At 69.1% G+C, this 3494-nt stretch carries 2 protein-coding genes and 1 pseudogene; 2 read left to right on the top strand and 1 reads right to left on the bottom strand.

Annotated elements, in window-relative coordinates; translation table 11 throughout:
• Positions 1–1031, bottom strand: a pseudogene (cyc2, locus tag WH07_RS16620) (germacradienol/geosmin synthase Cyc2); the annotation flags it as partial.
• Positions 1032–1256: 225 nt separating this feature from the next.
• Between cyc2 and WH07_RS16615 the strand changes: the two are divergent.
• The gene (locus WH07_RS16615) at positions 1257–1862 is read left to right on the top strand and encodes an HhH-GPD-type base excision DNA repair protein (protein ID WP_046500699.1); all 606 of its coding nucleotides are present in this window, start codon (positions 1257–1259) and stop codon (positions 1860–1862) included.
• A gap of 154 nt (positions 1863–2016) precedes the next feature.
• Positions 2017–3494: M28 family metallopeptidase (locus tag WH07_RS16610; RefSeq protein ID WP_052744434.1), on the top strand; the 1478-nt coding region annotated here is incomplete at its 3' end.

Here is a 3494-nt window from a genome sequence, read left to right as displayed (position 1 = left end):
GGCGGGGCACCGGCGCCCGCCCCCGGTGCCCCGTCCGCACCCGCGCCGTTCATATAGCGGCTGGACCGCATATGCCACTCATGGCCGCCCGACTGCCAGTCCTGAAGCCCCTTCACATAGGCCAGCGTGTCCGCGCAGAGCCGCGGCGCGAGCCCCTTCTCCGCGAAGAGCGGCCCCAGTTCGGTCAGCGCGGTGTGCTCGAACTGCTGGATCCGCGACGTCAGCAGTTCGTTGACGGCATCGGCCGCCTCCTGGGTCGTACAGCCGAGGAAGGTCTCCAGGACGAGCACCCCGTTGCTCAGCTCGCCCTCCTCCTCGATCTCCCGCTGGTACGAGAAGAGGTCGTTGCGCAGATGCACAGCGTCCGAGAACGTGTCCTTGAGGACCCGCAACGGCCGGGACCCGGCGATCTCCGCGGGGATCTCGGCGCCCGCCGCGTACTCGACGAGCCCCGCCGACCAGGGCGCTCCGCCTACCTTGCGGCGCATCTCGATGTACTCGACGGGGTTCGCGATCCGCTCCGCGTTGATGTTCGCGAGCTCCCAGTCGGACTCGTTGAGCAGATTCCGGGTGCTCTCCGCGAACCGCTCACGCCAGCCCATGGACATGCTCGGGACCGTACGGGCCCAGAGATCCGCGAGCCCCGCCTCGACCGGATTGGTGGGCTCCGGGAATCCGGCGGAGAGATCCATCGGCATGAAGGCCGCCAGCCGCTCCAGATACGCCTTGCCGCCCTCGCGGTCCTGGGGGCGCTTGTAGACCTCCAGGAAATGGTCGTCGAAGAAGAACACCCACACATACCAGTCGGTCACCAGGGAAAGCGCGGGACCGTCGCAGTCCGGGTGGGTGTACGAGCAGAGCAGGGCGTAGTCGTGGGAATCGAGGTCGTGCTGCTCCCAGATCCCCGACCCCTCCAGCATTCCCATGTCCCTGGCCCATTTCCTGGAGTGCTCCCTGGCCTCCTCCAGGTGGGGATTGAGCCGGGCCGGATAGGCCATATAGAAATCCGGCAGTTCAAAGGGCTGTGTCACGGATGAGCGGCCTTTCCCGAATGTTCCGGAATATGTCCCCGACCGGAATGAACCAGTCAGGGAATGCCGGCACCACGTCTACCGCCCCCCCTGCCCTTCTCACCCGGTCGGCTCAGACGTACCCCGCCGCCGGTTGCGCCATCCGCACCAGTAATTAGTCATATGAGCAGATGGGAAGTGCGTGGTGTACGTGCGTCATGGCGGGGCCCGGGTGATCATCGGGGAATGAGCACCAGGATCCGGCTCGCACAACAGCCCGAGGCCGACGAACTCCTCGGACGCAGCCCGCTGGCCGCGCTGACCGGCATGCTGCTGGACCAGCAGGTCCCGATGGAATGGGCGTTCAGCGGCCCGTACACCATCGCCGTACGGATGGGCCGCGACGATCTCGACGCGGGCGAGATCGCCTCGTACGACCCCGAGGCCTTTGTGGCACTGCTCTCGGAGAAGCCCGCGGTGCACCGCTATCCGGGCTCCATGGCCCGGCGCGTCCAGCAGCTCTGCCAGTACCTGGTCGAGCACTACGACGGTGATGCCGAGGCGATCTGGCGGGATGTCGCCACCGGCCGCGAGGTACTGGCCCGGCTCAACGCGCTGCCCGGCTTCGGCACGCAGAAGGCCCAGATCTTCCTGGCCCTGCTGGGGAAGCGGTTCGGCGTAAGGCCGGAGGGCTGGCGCGAGGCGGCGGGCGCGTACGGGGACGAGGGGTCGTACCGCTCGGTCGCGGACATCACAGGGCCCGAGTCGCTCGCCAAGGTCAGGGCGTTCAAGCAGGAGGCGAAGCGCGCGGCGAAGGCGGCGAAGAGCGCCAGGCCCCCGGGAAAGCCCTGAGCGGTGCGTCCGGGCCCGGTCGGCCGACCCGCCCGCCCGTCCGTCCGTCCGCCGAAAGTTGATGTGAACTGCGACATAACAGTTCACAGCCGTCACGCCGGTCGCTAGCTTTCCCTGACACCTGCTCACATCCGTTCGTGCCGGAAGGACCCTTGTGAACGCAACTCCCCGCGGAATCCTGGCGCTCGCAGCCGCCACCGCACTCGCCGCGCCCCTGCTGCTCTCCGCGTCCCCCGCCGCCGCGCGGGCGCACGACCCGGCCAGGGAAGCGGCGAAACTCTCCCGGAAGCTGGTGCGCGAGGCGTCCGCCAAGGACGCCTTCAAGCACCTCAGAGCGTTCCAGGAGATCGCGGACGCGTCCGACGGCAACAGAGCGGCCGGCACCCGCGGCCACGACGCCTCGGCCGCCTATGTGTACGACAAGCTCAAGAAGGCCGGCTACAGCGTCTCGTACGACACCTTCGACTTCCCCTACATCGAGACTCTCGCCGAGAAGCTCTCGGTCACCTCTCCCACACCCCGCGACATCGGGATAGTGGCGATGTCGTTCACCAAGTCCACCCCGGAGGGCGGCACCAGGGCCGCCGTCGCCGCCGTCCCGGTCGACGCCACCACCGGCTGCGAGCCCGCCGACTACGCCGCCGGGGCCTTCTCCGGCAGGATCGCGCTGATCCAGCGCGGCGGCTGCGACTTCGCGACCAAGCAGCGCGAGGCCGCCGCCGCGGGCGCGGTCGCCGCCGTCATCTACAACAACACCGAGGGCTCGCTCAACGGCACGCTCGGCGGCCCCGAAGCGGCGGTGATCCCGACCGGCGGCATCACCCAGGCCGAGGGCAGGGCGCTCGCCGCGGAGGCCGCGAACGGCACCGTCACGGTCTCCCTGGAACTGCGCCAGTTCCAGGAGCGGCGCACCACCCGCAATGTGATCGCCGAGACCAAGGGCGGCGACGCGGACCGTACGGTCATGCTCGGCGCCCACCTCGACTCGGTCGCCGAGGGCCCCGGCATCAACGACAACGGCTCGGGCTCCGCGGGACTGCTCGAAGTGGCCCTCGAACTCGCCGAGACGCACGACAAGCCCACGAACAAGGTCCGCTTCGCCTGGTGGTCGGCCGAGGAACTCGGTCTGCTGGGCGCCGAGTCGTACGTCACCCGCCGTACGCCGGAGCAGCGCGCGGACATCGCGCTCTACCTCAACTTCGACATGATCGGCTCGCCGAACGCCGCCCAGTTCGTCTACGACGGCGACGACTCGGACGCCACCGGCGCGGGCGCGGGCCCCGCGGGCTCCGCCCAGATCGAGAAGGGCATCACCGACTTCCTCGACCGCCGGGGCGTGCCCCACGAGGGCACCGACTTCGACGGCCGCTCCGACTACGGCCCCTTCATCGAGGCGGGCATCCCGTCGGGCGGCACCTTCACCGGCGCCGAGGCCGTCAAGACCGAGGCCCAGGCCAGGAAGTACGGCGGTGAGGCCGGTGTCGCGTTCGACAAGTGCTACCACTCCGCGTGCGACGACCTCTCCAACATCAACATGAAGGCCTTCGCCACCAACATCGGAGTCATCGCCAACGCCGTCGGCACCTACGCCCACGACCTGCGCTCCCTCTCCACCCCCGCCCAGAAGCAGCC

Source organism: Streptomyces odonnellii, from assembly GCF_000981895.1.
GTDB lineage: Bacteria > Actinomycetota > Actinomycetes > Streptomycetales > Streptomycetaceae > Streptomyces > Streptomyces odonnellii.
Note: the sequence above shows the minus strand (reverse complement) of the source record. Positions and strands in the feature narration are given on the sequence as shown.

Excerpts from the sequence above, each read along its gene's own strand:
- WH07_RS16615 (WP_046500699.1), top strand. The coding sequence starts at position 1,257 with ATGAGCACCAGGATCCGGCTCGCACAACAGCCCGAGGCCGACGAACTC.